The sequence below is a fragment of the Caulobacter sp. GW821-FHT10F06 genome (assembly GCF_058809215.1).
The window spans coordinates 148,529-166,395 of record NZ_JBXASK010000003.1; the positions used below are offsets into that span (position 1 = coordinate 148,529).

The following is a 17,867-nucleotide window of genomic DNA, read 5'->3' on the forward strand; positions in this document are numbered from 1 at the left end:
CCGCGCTCTATATCCGCCGGGCACATGACCATAGATCACGACTCCCGCCTTCGGCGGCTTCGGTTCCGCGCCTGGCATCGCGGTTTTCGGGAAGCGGACCTCATTCTGGGGCCGTTCGCGGACAACCATGGCCAGGACCTGACTCCCGAGCAATTCGACACCCTCGAAACCCTGCTCGAGCAACCCGATCGCGAGATCTACGCTTGGATCGTCGGGCAGGAAGCCACGCCCGAGCAATTCGAGACCGATGTGCTGGCGATGATCCGACAGTTCCGCTTCGAGGCGCATGCCGTCCGCCCCGTCGGCGACGGCGCTTAAGAGAGTTTCATGGCCTACGACGCCAAGCAGATCGCCAAGGCCGCCGGCGGCCTGACCCTGGCCGGCGCGCCCGAGGGCTTCGATGCCCTGGTGATGGCCGACATCGCCCGCGCGCGCGGCGGCCTGACCGCCTTCGTCGCCCGCGACACCGCCCGGGCCAGCGCCTTCATCGATGCCCTGAAGTTCTTCGCGCCCGAGATCGAGGCGGTGCTGTTCCCGTCGTGGGACTGCCTGCCCTATGACCGCATCGGCCCGTCGGCCGGCGTCGCGGCGACGCGGATGGCGACCCTGTCGCGCCTGGCCCGAGGCCTCGGCACGACCAAGCCGGCCATGCTGGTGATCGCCGCGCCGGCCCTCCTGCAGCGCGTGCCCGACAAGACCGTTCTGATGCGGGCGTCCTACTCGGCCAAGGTGGGCCACAGCGTCGATATCAAGGACCTGGAGCGCTATTTCGCGGTCAACGGCTATGTCCGCGCCTCCACCGTCTCCGAGCGCGGCGAGTTCGCGATCCGGGGCGGCGTGATCGACGTCTACCCCTCGGCCGCCGAGGAGCCCGTGCGCCTGGACCTGTTCGGCGACACGCTGGAAAGCATCCGCGCCTTCGATCCCGAGACCCAGCGCTCGACCAAGCAGCTGAAGGAGATCGATCTCCTGCCGGTCAGCGAGGCCCTGCTGGACGCCGAGGGCATCTCGCGTTTCCGCCGAGGCTATGTCGCCAAGTTCGGCGCGCCGGGCGACGATGCGCTCTACAACACCGTCAGCGAGGGCGGTCGCCGCGCGGGCCTCGAGCATTGGCTGCCGCTGTTCTACGAGCGGATGGCGACCCTCTTCGACTATCTGCCGGACGGTTCGCTGGTGGGCCTCGACAACCAGACGTCGGAAGCGCGCGACGAGCGCCTGTCGATGATCGAGGATGCCTATCAGGCCCGCGCCTCGGCCGATCGCAAGTCGGCCTATCGTCCGCTAGAGCCCAGCGCCCTCTACCTGACCGCCAAGGAATGGGACGAAGCGGTCTCCGACCGCCCGCACCGCAAGTTCACGCCGTTCCAGCCCCAGGGCCTGGACGTCGTCGACATGGGCGCCAAGCTTGGCCGCGTCTTCGCCGCCGAGCGGGCCCAGGACAGCGTCAACCTGTTCGAGGCCACCGCCGCCCACGCCAGCGCCCTGGCGGCCGCGGGCAAGCGCGTGCTGTTCGGCTCGTGGTCCGAGGGCTCGTCTGAGCGTCTGGGGACCATGCTGGCCGACCATGGCCTCAAAAAGATCCCCTATGCCGGCTACTGGCAGGCGGCCAAGGCCAATGATCCCAAAGTCCCGCAGCGCGTGGTGCTGCCGCTGGACAACGGCTTTGAGACCGAAAACCTGGCGGTCATCTCCGAGACCGACATTCTCGGCGATCGCCTGGCCCGGCCGCGCAAGAAGCGCCGCGCCGCTAACTTCCTGGCCGAGGCCAGCGCTCTGACGCCGGGCGATCTGGTCGTCCACATCGACCACGGCATCGGCCGCTACGAGGGTCTGAAGACCCTCGACGTCCAGGGCGCGCCGCACGACTGCCTGGACCTGCTGTACGGCGGCGAGGCCAAGCTCTACCTGCCGGTCGAGAACATCGACCTGCTGACCCGCTACGGGACCGACGGCGAGAACGTCCAACTGGACAAGCTGGGCGGGGCGGCCTGGCAGTCGCGCAAGTCGAAGGCCAAGGAGCGCCTGCGGGTCATGGCCGAGGGCCTGATCCAGATCGCCGCCGCCCGCCAGATGAAGTCGGTGGAAGAAACCGACCCGCCGCACGGCGTGTTCGACGAGTTCTGCGCGCGCTTCCCGTACGAGGAGACCGACGACCAGCTGTCGGCCATCGCCGACGTGCTGGGCGATCTGTCCTCGGGCAAGCCGATGGACCGCCTGATCTGTGGCGACGTCGGCTTTGGCAAGACCGAGGTCGCCCTGCGCGCGGCCTTCGTGGTGGCGATGAGCGGCAAGCAGGTGGCCATCGTCTGCCCGACGACGCTGCTGGCCCGTCAGCACTACAAGACCTTCAAGGACCGCTTCCAGGGCTGGCCGGTCAAGGTCACCCGCCTGTCGCGCCTTGTCACCGGCAAGGAAGCCGCCGAGACCCGCGAGGGCCTGGCCAACGGTCAGTTGGAGATCGTGGTCGGCACCCACGCGGTGCTCAGCAAGCAGGTCTCGTTCAAGGACCTGGGCCTGGTGATCGTCGACGAGGAGCAGCACTTCGGGGTCAAGCACAAGGAGAAGCTGAAAGAGCTTCGCGCCGACGTGCACATGCTGACCCTGACCGCCACGCCGATCCCGCGCACCCTGCAGATGGCGCTGAGCGGCATCCGCGAGATGTCGATCATCGCCACCCCGCCGGTCGATCGCCTGGCGGTGCGGACCTATATCAGCCCGTTCGATCCGGTGACCCTGCGCGAGGCCCTGCTGCGCGAGAAGTATCGCGGCGGTCAGGCCTATTACGTGGTGCCGCGCATCAAGGACCTGGAGGACATAGAGAAGTTCCTCCGCACCCAGGTGCCGGAGATCAAGTACGTGGTCGGCCACGGCCAGATGGCCCCGACCCAGCTGGAAGACGTGATGACGGCCTTCTACGAGGGCCAGTACGACGTGCTGCTCGCCACGACGATCGTCGAGAGCGGGCTGGATATCCCGTCGGCCAACACCTTGATCGTCCACCGCGCCGACATGTTCGGCCTGGCGCAGCTCTATCAGATCCGAGGCCGGGTCGGCCGGTCCAAGGCCCGCGCCTATGCCTATCTGACCACGCCCAACGAGAAGACCATCACCCTGTCGGCCGAAAAGCGCCTGCAGGTGCTGCAGTCGCTGGACAGCCTGGGCGCGGGCTTCCAGCTGGCCAGCCACGACCTGGATCAGCGCGGCGGCGGCAACCTGCTGGGCGACGAGCAGAGCGGCCACATCAAGGAGATCGGCGTCGAGCTCTATCAGCAGATGCTGGAAGACGCCGTCGCCGAGCTGCGCCAGCGCCAGGGCGCCGAGGCCCTGCTGGAGGATCGCGGCTGGTCGCCGCAGATCAACACCGGCGCGGCCGTGATGATCCCGGACGAATATGTGCCGGACCTGAACGTGCGCCTGTCGCTCTATCGCCGCCTGTCGGAAGCCGAGAAGTCGGCCGACCGCGAAGCCCTGGCCGCCGAGCTGATCGACCGCTTCGGCCCGCTGCCGCCCGAGACCGACAGCCTGCTCAAGGTCGTCGCCATCAAGGGCCTGTGCCGTGAAGCCAATGTCGCCAAGATCGACGTGGGGCCGAAGGGCGCGGTGGCCAGCTTCCGGAACGATACCTATGCCAACCCGCTGGGGCTGATGCAGTACGTCGCCAAGAACAGCCTGATCTGGAAGGTCCGGCCCGATCAGAAGGTGGTGGTCAAGGGCGAGTGGGATACGCCGGCTCAGCGTCTCGACGCGGCCGAGAAGATCCTGGGGCACCTGGCGCGGATCGCCAGGGAGTAGGGCGGCTAGCGCCTCCCCTCCAACTCAACCTTGTCATCCCGGCCGCAGCGCAGCGGAGAGCCGGGACCCAGGGGTAGCCGCAGTGCCTTGGCCCCTGGGTCCCGGACAGCCTCTGCGAGGCTTCCGGGATGACAAGAATTTTGCGTTTTTGAACCAACGAAAAAGGCCGCCCCAACCGGGACGGCCTTTTCAATTCCGAAGCTTCAACTGAACTCAGTGATACCGCCGGATCAGCCCCACCAGCTTGCCCTGCACCTCGACCTGGTCCGGACCAAAGATCCGCGTCTCGTACTTGGGGTTGGCCGCCTCGAGTGCGATCGAGCCGCCCTTCTTGCGCAGGCGCTTGAGCGTGGCTTCTTCACCCACCAGGGCCACGACGATCTCGCCGGAGTTGGCGGTGTCGCCCTTCTTGATGATCACGTAGTCGCCGTCGAGGATGCCGGCCTCGATCATCGAGTCGCCCTGCACCTCGAGCACATAGTGCTCGCCGCCGCCCAGCATGCTCTCGGGCACCGGCAGGCGCTCGCGTTCGTGCTGGATGGCGTCGATGGGCGTGCCGGCGGCGATCTTGCCGAGGATCGGCAGTTCGCGGCTGTCATTGGCCGGCGTCGACGAGGATCCGCCGTTGGGCACCGGAGCCGGCGCGCCGCCGCCCTCGAACACCTGCGGCTTGAACGACCCGCGCCCCTTGGGCGGCGCCGCCGTGGTCGCCTGCTGTGGCAGCTTCACCACCTCCAGCGCCCGGGCCCGGTGAGCCAGGCGACGGATGAAGCCGCGTTCCTCCAGCGCCGTGATCAGGCGGTGAATGCCCGACTTCGACGCGAGGTCCAACGCCTCCTTCATCTCGTCGAAGGACGGCGACACGCCGCTCTCCTTGATGCGTTCGTGGATGAACATCAGCAGCTCGTGCTGCTTGCGCGTGAGCATCTCGACCTCGGTGAAGACGCGGAACAAACCGCAAACCCTGCGAATGTTCTCTAGGCGTTCTTCCTTAATGTCAAGTTGACGGACGTCGAAGCGCCACCGGGCAAGCATTTGCTGGGTCCATGGACGCGTCGAACCGCCGAAACCGGCCGAATCAAAACGTTAAAGCTGGGTCGCCCTGTCCAGGTGCTTGCCGCTGTAGGGGCGGTAGAATTCGATCAGCTTGGCCAGATCCGCATCGTAGTCGCCGCTGGGGATCATGGTCGGACCAAGGCCGATGATCTTGCGCTCGTAGTCGATGAAGCCCAGCACCAGGGGCACGTCGGCCTGCCGCGCGATGTTGTAGAAGCCGGTCTTCCACTGACGCGCCTTGCCGCGCGTGCCCTCTGGCGCGATCGTCAGCATGAATTCGTCGCGACGGCCGAACTCGGCGGCCATGGCCGAGACGGTGTCGCCGGATTTGGAGCGGTCGACCGGCACGCCGCCCAGGTCGCGCATCATCTTGTCGAACGGCCAGCGGAACAGCGAGGCCTTGCCCATGAAGCTGAGGTTCAGGTTCAGCGCGTCGGCCGCGCCCAGGAAATAGACGAAGTCCCAGTTGCTGGTGTGCGGGGCGGCGATGATCACGAACTTGCGGGTGGCCGGGGCGGAGCCTTCGACGCTCCAGCCCTGGGTCCGGAAGAAGGTGACCAGGGCCCATTTGACGATGCGGGCGACAATGCCCATCCGAACGATCCTCCCAAACGCGTCCGCGTGTCGGGACGTTCCGTTAGGGCAATGTGGCCGAGCGGGGCGTCGAGCGCCAGTCGCGAGGCGTCGAATTCGGGTCAGGCCTTGGGGGCGGAGAGGGACTTGAAGGTCCGGTCCAGACGCAGGCCCTTCTTGCCGTCCCAGGAGAACAGAATGCGCTCGGCGCGGCCGACCAGGTTCTCGGCCGGCACATAGCCCATGCCGGTCTCGGGCGGCAGATAGCGGTCGAGCTCGCTGTTCCACTTGCAGGTCGCGTAGCCTCGGGGCGTCACGCCTGGATCGAAGCGGCTGTCGACCGAGTTGTCGCGGTTGTCGCCCATCACGAAATAGCAGCCGGCCGGCACGATGTAGACGCCGGTGTTGCCGGCCGGGGTGGTCGGGCCCTGCGTGTGGGTCAGGTAACGGCGGCCGTTGGGCAGGGTCTCGGCGATCTCGTCGACCGTCACCGGATAGCCCCAGGCGCTGTCCTCGACGCGAGTGGCGACGGGCCGCTGAGCCACGGCCTTGCCGTTGATGCGCAGCACGCCGCCGACCACCTGGATGTGGTCGCCGGGAAAGCCGATCAGGCGCTTGATGACGTCGGTGCGGCCATCCCCGGGCTTCTTGAACACCACGACGTCGCCGCGTTCGGGGTCGTGGCTCAGCAGGCGGCCGTGGCCCACCGGCGGGCTGAACGGCGCCGAGTGGCGGCTTATCCCGTAAGGGAATTTCGAGACCAGGATGTAGTCGCCGACCAGCAGGGTCGGCTCCATCGAGGCTGAGGGAATGGTGAAGGGCTGGCACAGCACCGTGCGCGGCACCAGCATGATCGCCACGACGATGGCGAAGGTCTTGGCGGTGTCGACCAGGCCGTGGGCCCAACCGGTCCTGGTTTCGCTATCGTGGCTCATGGCTGTTCCCCGCATCTGCCTGAAGACAGAGTGTGGGGGCCAGCTTGGCCAAATCATGGCTTACGGTTTCGTCATCTGGGCTCAGAACTGTTTGCGTACGCTCAGCCTCACCGTCCGGCCCAGCCTGTCCATGTAGTCGGGTTGGTAGGCCTGGGGTGTCAGTCCCTGCGGGTCGCGCACCGTCTGTTTGGTGTTGAAGACATTGTCGACGCCCACATTGACGCGCGCGCCCTTTAGCCAAGGATGGCGCTTGACCAAGGCTCTACGGGAATTGAAGTCGACGAAGCCGGTCAGGCTGAGGGTCGGCAGATCTGAAAAATAGAGATCGTCGCCGGAGACGCCGCCGTCGACCCAGGTCGAGGACTTCCAGACCCCGAAAGCAAAGAGGCCCAGGCCGTCCTTGAAGACATTGGCCTGCAGGGTGACCTCGTGGCGCGGCGTGCCGCCCCGGCGGCCCAGCGAGGCGCCGTCCAGGAGGTCCAGCGGCGCCATGCCGTCGCGGATCACCGCCTCGTCTTGGAGCCGCCACGTATGGGTCAGTGACACGGAGAAGAAGCCCGTCGCCGGCGGCGTCGACGGCGTGCCGGGACGGCCGCGAGGCGCCGTGGCGGGGCTGGCCGGCCGCGCGGCGATCGGGGGCGCGCCCCAGCGCCGGGAATAGTTGAAGCCCCAGCGCAGGTCCTGCCGGTCGGCGTGGGCGAAGTTCACCGGCCGCAGGTCGACGGCGGTCAACCGCCCCGTCGCGTCGCGCGTGAACCGTTCGGGAAAGGCCTTCTCCAGTTCGGGTGAGATGGCGGGGAGCGATATGATCGGATCGTCGATGCGGCTGGAGGTGTAGTTGGCGAAAAGCGACAGGTCGCGCTTCTCGAACGGCTTGTAATTGAGGCCCAGCTTGAGCACCCGCTTGCTGTCGGTGACCAGGTTCGGATTGCCGCCGTCGGTGCGGGTGACCTGCACGGTCTGGCCGGTGGCGAAGTCGTACATCGAGGCGTTGGGCGTCAGCAGCTCCGGATCGTTCATCTGCTGAGGCGTGGGTTCGCCGTCCTCGCCGCTGTAATTAGCCGACAGAGTCAGGCGCTTGACCGGCGTCCACGAGATCCCGGCGCCGATCGTGGCCAGGCCGCCGAGGTCCGAGAACTGCTCGTACAGCAGGTTGCCGTTCAGCGAGACGTCGCCCAGGAACACGGGCGCGCCGGCCTGACGGCTGAACAACGGCAGGTCGAGACTGGTCTGGACGCTGGCCCGGTCGCGGACCAGCTCGCGCGCGACCCGCACGCCGGAACGGAGGCTCTCGGCCTCGATCCGGCGCGTGTCCAGCCCGCCCTTCAGCGTGGCGCGCAGCCGGCCGGCCGGCAGCTCGGCCAAGGTCCCGGCGAGGGTCAGGTCGGCCTTGGCGTTGGTGGTGACGGAGTCGGCTGTGTCCTGCGCGGCGTAGCGCAGCAGGCCGGCCGGGATCGGTCCGAAAGGATTGACGCCTGCGTCGCCGGACGCCACCGCCGCCTTGAACGCGGTGACGTCCAGGCCGCGCCCGGTGCGCGTGGCGCTGTCGGCGCGGTCGAAATTGCCGGCGAAGGTCCAGCGCCAGCCCTTGACCATGCCCAGCATCGTCAGCCCGGCCTCGACCTTGTCGGTGTCGACCGTGCGCCGCAGGGCGTCGCGCGCCTCGAAATAGCGATAGAGGGTCACGTCCTGGGCGAAGGGCGAGAACGGGCTCGTGGCCGGCAGTTGGATCGCCGCGCCCGTCAGGCCCAGGTAGCTGATCTGGCTGGAGCTTTCCAGATTGCCGCTGAGCGTGGCCGTGGTCTTGCCGAAGATATTGCGGGTGTAGGCGGCCTGGATCGAGCCGCCCTCGGTGCGCGGCATCAGGGTGCGCGAGGCGGTCAGGTCGTCGCTCGCCAACTTGCCCGCGCCGGCGACGAAGTCGGACAGGGCGCTCGCGCCGCTCGCCGCCGAGGCCGGCGCGGCGGCCGTGGTGACGACCGAACCCGCTAGCGCCGACAGGGCCGGGTCGATCTCGCCGCCCGCGACGGCGCTCGTGACATTGCCCTGAATGTCGTAGGGCGCGCCCGCGGTTGCGGTGCGGACGATGTCGCGCTCCTGCTCGTAGAGCGGCGAAGCGCGGTTGAGGCGCGTATCGATCGTCCAGCGGGCCTTTTCGTCGACATTGAACAGATTGGCCTGCTGCTCGACGCTGACGCGCCCGCCGTCGGTGGCCCAGCGGCCATCGGTCTGCAGGGTTTTGGCGCGGAAGGTCTTCTTGAGCTTGAAGTTCACCAGCTTCTGGGTGGCGCGGAAGCCATAGGCCAGGCTGGCCTCCTCGGGCAGGATCTCGACCGTCACCAGGGCCTCGGGCGGTATGCCGCGCGTCTCCTGCGGACTGGAGGTGCGCTGGCCGTTGATCAGCTGGATGGGCGGATCGTCGCCGCGACTGCTGCGCGTCAGGGGCTCGATCAGCATCATCAGCTCGGCGATGCTGCTGGCGCCGTAGGACTTGATGGCTTCCTCGTCGAGGACCAGTTCGGGCTTGACGGGGCCCTCGGTCTTGCCGCGCTTTTCGCCTTCGACGGTGACGCCGTCGACGGCGTTCGGATCGACCTTGCAGGGCGCCTCGGCGGGCTTGGATGGCTTGCCGGAGGTCGAGCGTGGTTCGTCGCAGTCGGGCCGAACTTCCTCGGTCTTGGACGGGGAGGGCGCATCGTCGAACGGCTGGGCCGTGCCGACCGTCATCGCGGCCGCAAAACCTTGCAGCAAAGCGCCACTGAATCCCATTGAAGATCCCCCACCGGGACTCAACCTTCGGAAGTCCCACAGCCAGACATTGATTTCAGATTTTGGCGGTATGGCGGCGCTTTCAGGGCCTGGGAAATTAAAGCGTCACTATTAGGACGTGCTTGCGCCTTCCGGCGCCGGGAAGTCTTGGAGATCCTGGATGGAGGTTTCATTCCTAACGGCGGCCGGGCGACGGAAAATCGTGCGTCTTCTGATCTGGACGGGCTCCTTCGAACCCACGCTGCTCAGGCAAGAGATCCCCGAGACGGCGGCCGACTGGAGCGCCCACGCGCTCGGTCTCCACGCGGCTAGACCGGTCTCGGCGGATTAGCCCAGCAGGACTCTGGTCGCCTCGGTGACGTTGGCTTGCCGCATCAGGCTTTCGCCGACCAGCATGGCCGTGGCGCCGGCCGTCTCCATCCGCACCACGTCTTCGGGCGTGAAGATGCCGCTCTCGGTGACCAGCAGGGCGTCCTGCGGGGCTTGGGCGGCCAGGCGTTCAGTGACGGCCAAGTCGACGACGAAGCTCTTCAGGTCGCGGTTGTTGATGCCCACCAGGGTCGAGCCCAGCTGGCCGGCGCGGGCCATCTCGGCCTCGTCATGGACCTCGACCAGGGCGTCCATGCCCAGGCGGGCGGCTTCGCTCATCAGTTCGGCGGCCAGGACGTCGTCGATCATAGCCAGGATGACCAGGATGGCGTCGGCGCCCAGGGCGCGGCTTTCGGCCACCTGCCAGGGATCGACCAGGAAATCCTTGCGGATGCAGGGCAGCGACACCGCCGCGCGGGCGTCGATCAGGTAGGGATCGGCGCCCTGGAAGCTTGGACCGTCGGTCAGGATCGACAGGCAGGCCGCGCCGCCGGCTTCGTAGTTGCGGGCCAGGGCCGGCGGGTCGAAATCGGCGCGGATCAGGCCCTTGGACGGCGAGGCCTTCTTGATCTCGGCGATCAGGGCCAGCTTGCCGGGCGCATGAGCGGCCTTCAGGGCGCGCTTGAAGCCGCGCGGGGCCGAGGCGTTGCGGGCGGCGTTCTCGAGCGCCGTCACGGTGCGCCGGCGCTTGCGGTCGGCGACCTCGTCGCGCTTGTACGCGGCGATCTTGGCGAGGATGTCGGTCATGCGGTCGCGATCTCGGTGTTGGTGAGGGCCACTAGGCCGGCCAGGGCCGCCTTGGCCCCGCCGCTGTCGATCGAGGCGGCGGCGGCCTCGATGCCCTCGCTCAGCGTCTCGACCTTGTCGGCGACCAGGAAGGCGGCGGCGGCGTTCAGCAGGACGATGTCGCGATAGGCGCCCTTTTCGCCGTCCAGCAGCCGGGTGAGGGCGGCGGCGTTGAAGGCGGGTTCGCCGCCGGTGATGTCGGCCAGCGACGCGCGCGGCAGACCTACGGCTTCGGGCGTGATCGTGAACAGGCGCACCGCGCCGTTGCGCCACTCGGCGACCTCGGTCGGACCGGTGGTGGTCAGCTCGTCCAGGCCCGAGCCGTGCACCGACCAGGCGCGCTCGGCGCCCAGGGCGCCCAGGGCGCGGGCGATCGGCTCGACGAAACGCGGGGCGGGCACCCCGACCACCTGGCGGCGGGCGCCAGCTGGGTTGGTCAGCGGGCCCAGCAGGTTGAAGATGGTGCGAAAGCCCAGCTGCTGGCGGATCGGCGTGACGTGCTTCATCGCGCCGTGGTGGGCCTGGGCGAACAGGAAGCAGATGCCGGCGTTGTCCAGCGCGGCGCGCTGCTGCTCGCGGCTGGCGTCGATATTGACGCCCAGGGCGGTCAGGACGTCGGCGGTGCCGGACTTGGAGGTGACGGCGCGGTTGCCATGCTTGGCGACCTTCAGCCCGCCGCCTGCCGCCACGAAGCCGACGGCGGTGGAGATGTTCAGCGTATGCAGGCCGTCGCCGCCGGTGCCGCAGACGTCGACGACGTCATAGTCGTGCTCCAGCCGGACGGCCGCGCGACGCATGGCCCGGGCGCAGGCGGCGATCTCGCCGACCGTCTCGCCGCGCAGGCGCATGGCGGTGACCGCCGCGGCCACCTGGGCCGGGGTCGGTTCGCCGCGCAGGCAGGCGCTGAAGAACACTTCGGCGTCGTCTTCGGACAGGGTCTGGCCGTCGGCCAGCTTGGCCAGCAGCGGCTTGAAAGCGTCGGACATGGTGTCGGCCTAGACCCAGATCGCCGCGTCGCGCTTGACGCCCGCCAGGTCGATGAAGTTGGCCAGCATCTGGTGGCCGCCCTCGGTGGCGATCGACTCGGGGTGGAACTGTACGCCATGTACGGGGCGGGTCTTGTGCTGCACGCCCATGATCTCGCCGTCGTCGGTCCAGGCGGTGACTTCCAGCTCGGCCGGCAGGGTTTCGCGCTTCACCGCCAGGCTGTGGTAGCGGGTGGCGGTGAAGGGATTGGGCAGGCCCTTGAAGATGCCGACGTCGGCGTGGCGGATCGGGCTGACCTTGCCGTGCATGACTTCCTTGGCGCGGATCACATCCCCGCCATAGGCTTGGCCGATGGCCTGGTGGCCCAGGCAGACGCCCAGGATCGGCATGTCGTCCGGCGCGCCGCGCAGCAGCGGCAGGCAGATGCCGGCCTGGTCGGGCGCCTTGGGGCCGGGCGACAGCAGGATCGCGGCAGGGCGAAGACCCAGGGCCTCCTGCACCGTCAGGTCGTCGTTGCGATGAATGACCGTCTCGGCCCCAAGCTCGTTCAGATAGTGGACGAGATTGTAGGTGAAGCTGTCGTAGTTATCGATGACCAGGATCATGACGCCGCCTTTCGGAGAACAGCTTTTAGTTCGGGTTCGGCAAAAAGGTGAGAGGAGTTTTTCTCATCCGAGCGCCAGCGCGAAAGCGCCGCATTGCGTCGGGCCAGGGCTTCGTCATCCTAGGGGACATGAGCGTCAGTGATTCCGCCCTCGACCCCATCGCCATGGCCTATGCCCGGGCCCTGCTGCGGCCTAAGGAGCGTCGCCAGAAGATGGGACCGGTGCTGGCCGCCGCCGCCTTCGCGGCGTTCTGCGCCCTGAGCTTCGCCACCATCATGGTGATCGCTCCGCCGGCGGTCACCCAGCATCTGCCGAGCGACCGCCTGGGCTGAAGGTATAGGCGAAGCGCCCCTAAGCGAAGCGCCAGGCTTCTTCGGCGGCGCGCTTGAGGGCGCGGGACTTGTGCAGGGTCTCGTCGTATTCGGCGTCGGCGTCGCTGTCGGCGACCACGCCGCCGCCGGCCTGCACGTACATCATGCCGTCCTTGACCAGCGCCGTGCGCAGCACGATGCAGGTGTCGACCGAGCCGTCGGCGCCGATATAGCCGACCGCGCCGGCGTAGCCGAGGCCGCGCTTCTCGATCTCCAGTTCGTCGATGATCTCCATGGCCCGCACCTTGGGCGCGCCCGAGAGGGTGCCGGCGGGCAGGGCGGCCATCAGCACGTCGACCGGATCCACGCCGTCGGGCGCGTTGCCCTCGACGTTGGAGACGATGTGCATGACGTGGCTGTAGCGCTCGATCTTGAAGCTCTCGGTCACGCGAACCTGCGGGCCCTTGGGCGTCTGGGCCGGCGTGTTCTTGCCCGGCTCGCGCAGCATGGCCACGCGGCCCACGTCGTTGCGGCCGAGGTCCAGCAGCATCAGGTGCTCGGCGCGTTCCTTGGGGTCGGCCAGCAGCTCGGCTTCCAGCGCCTTGTCCTCTTCCGGCGTCGCGCCGCGGGGGCGGGTGCCGGCGATCGGGCGGATGGTGATCTTGCCGTCGCGCAGGCGCACCAGGATCTCCGGACTGGAGCCCACCAGGTGGCAGCCGTCCAGGTTCAGGAAATACAGGAACGGCGACGGGTTGGTCCGGCGCAGCGAGCGGTAGAGCGCGAACGGATCCAGATCGAACGGCGCGCGGAAGCGGTGGCTGGGCACCACCTGGAAGATGTCGCCGGCCCGGATGTACTCCTTGGCCTTGTCGACCACGACCGCATAGTCCTCGCGGCTGACGGGCGTGGTGAACTCGATCGGCGCGTGGCCGGTGCGCGGCGCTTCGTGGGCCAGCGGACGGCGCAGGTCGGCCATCACCGCCTCGATGCGGGTCCGTGCCGCGTCATGAGCGTCCTTGGCCGAGACGCCGGCCTTCGGCCGTGCGGTCGTCACCAGGATGATCTCCTGGGCGATCGCGTCGAAGACGGCGACGATCGACGGCCGGGTCATGATCCCGTCCGGCAGGCCGCCAAGCGTGTCCTCGTTGATGTCCGGCAGGCGTTCGGCCAGGCGCACCATGTCATAGCCCAGCGCGCCGAACACGCCGGCGGCCATGGGCGGCAGGCCCTTGGGCAGGTCGATCCGCGAGCGGGCGATCAGGTCGCGCAGGCTGTCCAGCGCGCCGCCGGCCTGGGGCGTGAAGGCCTTGCGGTCGATGGCCTCACCCTCGGCGACCTCGGCCTGGTCGCCGCGACAGCGCCAGACGAGGTCCGGCTTCATCGCCACGATGGAGTAGCGGCCGCGCCATGCGCCGCCCTCGACGCTCTCGAACAGGAAGGCATAGGGCTTGCCTTGGCCGATCTTCAGATAAGCCGAGACTGGCGTTTCCAGATCGTCGATCAGGCGGGTCCAGACGACCTGCGGCCGGCCGGCGTCGTAGGTTTCGGCGAAGGCGTCGAAGGCGGGCTCGAGGCTCATTTGGCTTTGCCGGTCTTGGCGGCCTCGGCCTTGGCCAGGGCGTCGGTGTCCACGCCGATGGCCTGGCGGGCCAGGGTCAGGTTGATCTTGGTCTTCAGCTCGGCCTTGGCGGCGTTGCGGACGGTCTCGCCGATGTCGCGCATCAGGCCCTGGTCGACCTGCGGACGCAGCGCCTGGGAAATGCGCGCCATGTCCTCGACCTTGCCCGGACGCACGGTCTCGAGCTTGGCGACCACGAAGGCCATCTGGCCGGCGCGCGAGGTGAAAACGTCGCCGGGCTTGGCGCCGAACGTGGCCATCAGCAGCTCGCGGCCCAGGGCCTGGTGCTGCTGGGCGTTCTCGCGGCTGATCCCCGCCACGCGCTGGACCTTGGAGCCCGACGAGGCGGCGACGGCGTCCAGGCTCTCGCCCTTCTTGACGCGGGCGGCCAGGGCGTCCGCCTTGGCCTGCAGGCGCTTGCCCATCTCGGTCTGCAGCCACACGCCGGTCAGCTGCGGCTTGATGGCGTCCAGCGGCGGCAGGGCGGCCGGAATGACCTTCTCGACCTTCACGGCGTAGTATTCGCCCTTGCCGATCTCGACCAGCTCGCTCTCGCCGCCCGAGGACAGGGCGAAGGCGGTCTTGAGGATGTCGGGGGTCAGGCCGGCCAGCGGACGGCCGGTCTCGTCGGCGCCCTGGGCGGTGATCGGAGCCGTGGTCATGACCAGCGCGCCGGCCTTGCCGGCGGCGGCCACCAGGTCGGAGCCCGCGTCGTGGGCGTCCTGATAGGCCTGGGTCTGGTCATAGGCCTTGGCCTGGGCGTTCTGGGCGCGCAGCTCGGCCTCGATCTGCGGACGAACGCTGTCCAGCGTCGCGGCGGTTCCGGGAGTGATCTTGGTGACCTTGATCACCGAGGTTCCCAGCTCGCCGGCGATCGGACCGCTAGCCTGGCCGACGGCCAGGCTGAAGGCGGCGTCGGCGACCTTGCGGTCGGGCAGGGCGCTCTTGGGCTTGTCGGCGATGACCACCGGCGTCTTGCCGTAGGCGGAGGCGACGACGGCCGGCTGGTCGCCCTTGGCCAGGCGCTGGGCGATGACGGCGGCGGCCTTGGCGTCGGGGGCGACGATCTGGACGATCGAGCGGGTTTCCGGGGTCGCCAGCGTGTCCTTGCGGAAGTCGAAGGTCTTCTGCACGTCGGCCGGGCTGACCGTGACCGAGGGCTCCAGCGCCTGGGCGCTGACGCGCATGATCGACAGCACGCGCGTCTCCGGACGGGTCAGGCGATCGGCGTGCTCCTTCATGAACGCCGTCAGCTGGGCGTCGGTCGGATTGGCCGGGCGCTCGACGCTGGCGGGGTTGACGGCGAAGGCGGCCAGATCGCGGCTTTCCAGGCCATAGGCGGCTTGCAGGGCGCCATAGATGCGCGGCGCGTGCAGGCCGTTGGCGACGCCCGAGAACACATGGGTCTGGGCGATCTCGTCGCGCAGCGAGGCCTGGTAGCTGTCCGGCGTCAGGCCGGCCTGGGCCAGCAGTTGCTGGTAGAGCTTGGGATCGAACTTGCCGGTGATCGGGTCGAACGGACGCTGGTTCGGCGGCAGGTTGCTCATTTGCTCGCGCACGATGTTGCCCACCAGCTTGTCCGACGGCTTGATGCCGAACCGGCTGATGATCTCGGCCATCGATTCCTGCAGAGCCACTTCCTGCAGGATCTGGCGGTCGACGCCGCGCTCGACGGCCTGGTCGGGCGTCAGAGCCTCGCCGGTCTGGCGCTCCGTGCCCTTGCGGTAGTTTTCATACCGGGTCTTGAAGTCTTCCGGCGAGACCGAGCGTGATCCGGCGGCGACAACGCCCGAGATGCGAGGACCCTTGAACACGTCGCTGATCCCGAACACGGCGAAGCTGACGATCAGCAGGCCGAACAGGACCACCGCGAGCGGCGATTTGGCGAAGGTGCGGAAACCGGCGAGCATGACTGGGAAAACCTTCCTGACTTACCGCGTGCGCACGCGCCTAAAGGCGACGCAGCGAGCGCGAGCAGCGGGTATAGTAGAGCGGAAGGCGAGGGGGCAAGCCACGGCGGTCTTGACTTCCCAAGGGCGCGCGAGGTCAACAACCTCCTCATGACCCTCTCAAGCCTGACGCCCCGGCCGCTGATCGCCGGAAACTGGAAGATGAACGGCCTCGCCGAGGCCTTGGATCAAGCCCGCGCGGTGGCTGCCGCCCTGGAGGCCAAGCCCGCCGGCGCCCGGGTGGCGATCTGTCCGCCGGCCACCCTGCTGGACCGGCTGAGCCGGGCGCTGGAAGGCTCGGTCGTGCTCACCGGCGGCCAAGACTGCCATGTGAAGACGAGCGGCGCCCACACCGGCGACGTCTCGGCGCCGATGTTGACTGACGCCGGCGCGGCCCTGGTGATCCTGGGCCATTCCGAACGCCGCACCGATCATGGTGAGACCTGCGCCCTGGTGGCCGCCAAGGTCGAGACCGCCCTGGCCGAAGGCCTAGAGCCCATCGTCTGCTTCGGCGAGAGCCTGGCCCAGCGCGAGGCGGGCAAGGCGCTCGCGATCGTGACGGGGCAGGTTCGCAACTCCCTCCCGGCCTCGCTGGCCGGCCAAGCCTTCGCGGTGGCCTATGAACCGATCTGGGCCATCGGCACCGGCCATGTGGCCGGCGTGGCTGATATCGAGGAGATGCACGCCGCGATCCGCACCGAACTGGTCGCCAAGTTCGGCGACCACGGCGCGACCGTGCCGATTCTCTACGGCGGCTCGGTGAAGCCGGACAACGCCGTCGAGATCCTGGCCGCGGCCGAGGTCGGCGGCGCGCTGGTCGGCGGGGCTTCGCTGAAGGCGACGGATTTCCTGGCGATCATCGCGGCGGCTTAAAATCCTGGTTCCTCTCTCATGGAGAGAGGGGATAGAGGGCGCTGAACCACGGGCGTTGGCGATATCAAACGCCGTCAATTCAATGTCTTGAAACTTTCTTCCATCGCGCTCTCAGCGGCGCCTCAACCCGCCCCATACTCATTGGTGTCCCCGTCGCAGGGGGAGGGCGCCTGGTACCGGCCCAAAGCGGCGATGGGGATGGAGCTGAGCGGGGCCGCGATGTCCTGGCCGGCGGGTCGAAGCGTGCGGGCTGTCTCAGAAGGACGGCGCAAGCGCCGAGTGGCTCGCAAGGTCGGGACAAGCGCGGGAACGACAGGGCGGTGATCGTACAAGCCGCCTATCGGGGATAGTCGGGGTCGAGACGGACAGAGACCGATCGATCTTATCCCTGCCCGTCCGGGGGCTCTTGGGGACCCGAGCCGAAAAACGCTCACGCCTCCCATCCTCAGGTCAAGAACAGCGCCTGCGAAGCGGACGATCGAACCGAAACGCACACAACACATCACGGTCCCCGGGTTCGTCCCGGCCGCTTCGCGCCTCCCCACACCCTTCAGCGGCCAACGCCGCGTGAGGCCGAGAAGCCGTGCGTCCTTCGAGGCCCGCTGCGCGGGCGCCTCAGGATGAGGAGATCCGATGCAAAAGGGTCCTCATCCTGAGGTGCGAGCCGACGGCGAGCCTCGAAGGACGCACGAAGCCCTAAAGCAGCAGCCCGAACAGCCGGCAATCCCGGCGCTCGCCTTCGCGATGGATATGGCCCTTCAGATAGCCTTCCTCCTCGAACCCCAGCCGCTCCAGCAGCTTCTCGGCGCGGTTGTCGCCGACATGGGTGCGGGCGATCAGGCGCTTGAGGCCCATCGACGCGGCGTGGGCGAGGAGGGCGCGGACGGCTTCCAGGCCATAGCCCTGGCCCCAGCCCTCGCGGGCCACGATGAAGCGCAGCTCGGCCCGATGATGGCGCTGGTCGATGTCGACCAGTTCGCAATAGCCCAGGAAGTCGCCGCTCGTGGACTGGCGCACCGCCCAGTAGTGGGCCTTGCCATCGGCCATTTCGGCGACCTGGCCGTCGACGCAGGCTTGGACCTCATCGGGGTCCTCGATCGGGGCCTGGTCCCAATGGGCCATCACTTCGGGATCGCTGAGGAACGGATAGACCAGCGGCGCGTCCTGGGGCGTCAGGGGCGCGAGCGTCAGGCGTTCGGTTTCAAGGATCATTCGGATCTTTGGTCTCGGTTGTGGACTTGAGT

At 68.2% G+C, this 17,867-nt stretch carries 14 protein-coding genes and 1 pseudogene; 4 read left to right on the forward strand and 11 right to left on the reverse strand.

Annotated elements, in window-relative coordinates:
• Nucleotides 1-24 precede the first annotated feature (24 nt).
• Together AC1RUS_RS07050 and mfd are read left to right on the forward strand one after the other, a co-directional pair.
• On the forward strand, nucleotides 25-318 hold the full coding sequence (locus tag AC1RUS_RS07050) for an FAD assembly factor SdhE (protein WP_492914448.1): 294 nt from the start codon (nucleotides 25-27) through the stop codon (nucleotides 316-318).
• Nucleotides 319-327: 9 nt separating this feature from the next.
• The gene (mfd, locus tag AC1RUS_RS07055; protein ID WP_492914450.1) at nucleotides 328-3,792 is read left to right on the forward strand and encodes a transcription-repair coupling factor; all 3,465 of its coding nucleotides are present in this window, start codon (nucleotides 328-330) and stop codon (nucleotides 3,790-3,792) included.
• A gap of 213 nt (nucleotides 3,793-4,005) precedes the next feature.
• Here mfd and lexA read toward each other — a convergent pair whose 3' ends face one another.
• The 7 genes from lexA to AC1RUS_RS07090 form a co-directional block, all read right to left on the reverse strand.
• Nucleotides 4,006-4,719 (reverse strand): transcriptional repressor LexA, encoded by a 714-nt coding sequence (lexA, locus tag AC1RUS_RS07060; protein WP_492915280.1) that lies wholly within the window; start codon nucleotides 4,717-4,719, stop codon nucleotides 4,006-4,008.
• Nucleotides 4,720-4,878: 159 nt separating this feature from the next.
• Nucleotides 4,879-5,442, reverse strand: a complete 564-nt coding sequence (locus AC1RUS_RS07065; RefSeq protein WP_492914452.1) for a lysophospholipid acyltransferase family protein — start codon at nucleotides 5,440-5,442, stop codon at nucleotides 4,879-4,881.
• Nucleotides 5,443-5,543: 101 nt separating this feature from the next.
• Nucleotides 5,544-6,356: a signal peptidase I gene (gene lepB / locus AC1RUS_RS07070; RefSeq protein WP_492914454.1), complete on the reverse strand. Its 813-nt coding sequence runs from the start codon at nucleotides 6,354-6,356 to the stop codon at nucleotides 5,544-5,546.
• A gap of 81 nt (nucleotides 6,357-6,437) precedes the next feature.
• Complete coding sequence (locus AC1RUS_RS07075; protein ID WP_492914456.1) at nucleotides 6,438-9,125, reverse strand: TonB-dependent receptor; 2,688 nt, start codon at nucleotides 9,123-9,125, stop codon at nucleotides 6,438-6,440.
• A gap of 327 nt (nucleotides 9,126-9,452) precedes the next feature.
• Nucleotides 9,453-10,241 carry an indole-3-glycerol phosphate synthase TrpC gene (trpC, locus tag AC1RUS_RS07080; RefSeq protein ID WP_492914457.1) on the reverse strand — a complete coding sequence of 263 codons (789 nt, stop codon included), beginning with the start codon at nucleotides 10,239-10,241 and terminating at the stop codon, nucleotides 9,453-9,455.
• Nucleotides 10,238-11,266, reverse strand: coding sequence for an anthranilate phosphoribosyltransferase (gene trpD / locus AC1RUS_RS07085; RefSeq protein WP_492914459.1), 1,029 nt, complete (start codon nucleotides 11,264-11,266; stop codon nucleotides 10,238-10,240). Before trpD ends, trpC begins: the two co-directional genes overlap by 4 nt.
• A 9-nt stretch (nucleotides 11,267-11,275) precedes the next feature.
• Complete coding sequence (locus AC1RUS_RS07090; RefSeq protein WP_492914462.1) at nucleotides 11,276-11,872, reverse strand: anthranilate synthase component II; 597 nt, start codon at nucleotides 11,870-11,872, stop codon at nucleotides 11,276-11,278.
• Nucleotides 11,873-12,000: 128 nt separating this feature from the next.
• Between AC1RUS_RS07090 and AC1RUS_RS07095 the strand changes: the two genes are divergently transcribed.
• Nucleotides 12,001-12,204, forward strand: a complete 204-nt coding sequence (locus tag AC1RUS_RS07095; protein WP_492914464.1) for a hypothetical protein — start codon at nucleotides 12,001-12,003, stop codon at nucleotides 12,202-12,204.
• Between the two features lie 19 nt (nucleotides 12,205-12,223).
• On the opposite strand, the gene trpE is transcribed toward AC1RUS_RS07095, so the two are convergent.
• Together trpE and AC1RUS_RS07105 are read right to left on the reverse strand one after the other, a co-directional pair.
• Nucleotides 12,224-13,762: an anthranilate synthase component I gene (trpE, locus tag AC1RUS_RS07100; protein WP_492914465.1), complete on the reverse strand. Its 1,539-nt coding sequence runs from the start codon at nucleotides 13,760-13,762 to the stop codon at nucleotides 12,224-12,226.
• On the reverse strand, nucleotides 13,759-15,711 hold the full coding sequence (locus tag AC1RUS_RS07105) for a peptidylprolyl isomerase (protein WP_492914467.1): 1,953 nt from the start codon (nucleotides 15,709-15,711) through the stop codon (nucleotides 13,759-13,761). Before AC1RUS_RS07105 ends, trpE begins: the two co-directional genes overlap by 4 nt.
• Nucleotides 15,712-15,861: 150 nt before the next feature.
• Here AC1RUS_RS07105 and tpiA point away from each other — a divergent pair, with 150 nt between their 5' ends.
• A complete protein-coding gene (gene tpiA / locus AC1RUS_RS07110; protein ID WP_492914470.1) occupies nucleotides 15,862-16,623 on the forward strand; it encodes a triose-phosphate isomerase in 762 nt (253 codons plus the stop codon).
• 584 nt (nucleotides 16,624-17,207) lie between these two features.
• Here the strand turns inward: tpiA and AC1RUS_RS07115 are convergent.
• Nucleotides 17,208-17,311: pseudogene (locus AC1RUS_RS07115) on the reverse strand (hypothetical protein); the annotation flags it as partial.
• An 8-nt stretch (nucleotides 17,312-17,319) separates the two neighbouring features.
• Nucleotides 17,320-17,835 (reverse strand): GNAT family N-acetyltransferase, encoded by a 516-nt coding sequence (locus AC1RUS_RS07120; protein ID WP_492914472.1) that lies wholly within the window; start codon nucleotides 17,833-17,835, stop codon nucleotides 17,320-17,322.
• Nucleotides 17,836-17,867: the final 32 nt, after the last annotated feature.

What these genes read in the sequence shown, in the direction of transcription:
- AC1RUS_RS07050 (WP_492914448.1), top strand. Translation starts at nt 25, where the DNA reads ATGACCATAGATCACGACTCCCGCCTTCGGCGGCTTCGGTTCCGCGCC.
- mfd (WP_492914450.1), top strand. Translation starts at nt 328, where the DNA reads ATGGCCTACGACGCCAAGCAGATCGCCAAGGCCGCCGGCGGCCTGACC.
- lexA (WP_492915280.1), bottom strand. Translation starts at nt 4,719, where the DNA reads ATGCTCACGCGCAAGCAGCACGAGCTGCTGATGTTCATCCACGAACGC.
- AC1RUS_RS07065 (WP_492914452.1), bottom strand. Translation starts at nt 5,442, where the DNA reads ATGGGCATTGTCGCCCGCATCGTCAAATGGGCCCTGGTCACCTTCTTC.
- lepB (WP_492914454.1), bottom strand. Translation starts at nt 6,356, where the DNA reads ATGAGCCACGATAGCGAAACCAGGACCGGTTGGGCCCACGGCCTGGTC.
- AC1RUS_RS07075 (WP_492914456.1), bottom strand. Translation starts at nt 9,125, where the DNA reads ATGGGATTCAGTGGCGCTTTGCTGCAAGGTTTTGCGGCCGCGATGACG.
- trpC (WP_492914457.1), bottom strand. Translation starts at nt 10,241, where the DNA reads ATGACCGACATCCTCGCCAAGATCGCCGCGTACAAGCGCGACGAGGTC.
- trpD (WP_492914459.1), bottom strand. Translation starts at nt 11,266, where the DNA reads ATGTCCGACGCTTTCAAGCCGCTGCTGGCCAAGCTGGCCGACGGCCAG.
- AC1RUS_RS07090 (WP_492914462.1), bottom strand. Translation starts at nt 11,872, where the DNA reads ATGATCCTGGTCATCGATAACTACGACAGCTTCACCTACAATCTCGTC.
- AC1RUS_RS07095 (WP_492914464.1), top strand. Translation starts at nt 12,001, where the DNA reads ATGAGCGTCAGTGATTCCGCCCTCGACCCCATCGCCATGGCCTATGCC.
- trpE (WP_492914465.1), bottom strand. Translation starts at nt 13,762, where the DNA reads ATGAGCCTCGAGCCCGCCTTCGACGCCTTCGCCGAAACCTACGACGCC.
- AC1RUS_RS07105 (WP_492914467.1), bottom strand. Translation starts at nt 15,711, where the DNA reads ATGCTCGCCGGTTTCCGCACCTTCGCCAAATCGCCGCTCGCGGTGGTC.
- tpiA (WP_492914470.1), top strand. Translation starts at nt 15,862, where the DNA reads ATGACCCTCTCAAGCCTGACGCCCCGGCCGCTGATCGCCGGAAACTGG.
- AC1RUS_RS07120 (WP_492914472.1), bottom strand. Translation starts at nt 17,835, where the DNA reads ATGATCCTTGAAACCGAACGCCTGACGCTCGCGCCCCTGACGCCCCAG.